Origin of the sequence: Shewanella sp. T24-MNA-CIBAN-0130 (genome assembly GCF_040310185.1) — a bacterium.
In the GTDB taxonomy this organism is placed as follows: domain Bacteria; phylum Pseudomonadota; class Gammaproteobacteria; order Enterobacterales; family Shewanellaceae; genus Shewanella; species Shewanella psychromarinicola.
In genome coordinates this window covers 1-279 of the sequence record NZ_JBEOPP010000258.1, presented here as the reverse complement: position 1 = coordinate 279, position 279 = coordinate 1, and the positions used below count along the sequence as shown (strand labels likewise).

The window sequence follows — 279 nt, the reverse complement described above, 5'->3', positions numbered from 1 at the left end:
GCGGATCTTTAAGCTATCTGAGTCAAGAGCAAACTGAACTATTGATTGCACACCTGTGTGAGGTGACCTACTTGCATAGCCATCAAATAGTCGCTTATATCTCAGAACAATTTCAGATTAAGTACACAGTGTCAGGCCTCAATAAATGGCTGCATAAACATCAGTTCAGCTATAAAAACCCTAAAGGGGTTCCTCACAAATTTGATGAAGACAAACAAACGGCTTTCATTGAATATTATGAGCAACTAAAATCCTCGTTAACCCCTGATGAACCGTTAT

At 39.1% G+C, this 279-nt stretch carries 1 protein-coding gene; it reads left to right on the top strand.

Annotated elements, in window-relative coordinates; all coding sequences use genetic code 11:
* Positions 1–279: helix-turn-helix domain-containing protein (locus tag AAEZ02_RS22300; RefSeq protein WP_351125198.1), on the top strand; the 279-nt coding region annotated here is incomplete at both ends.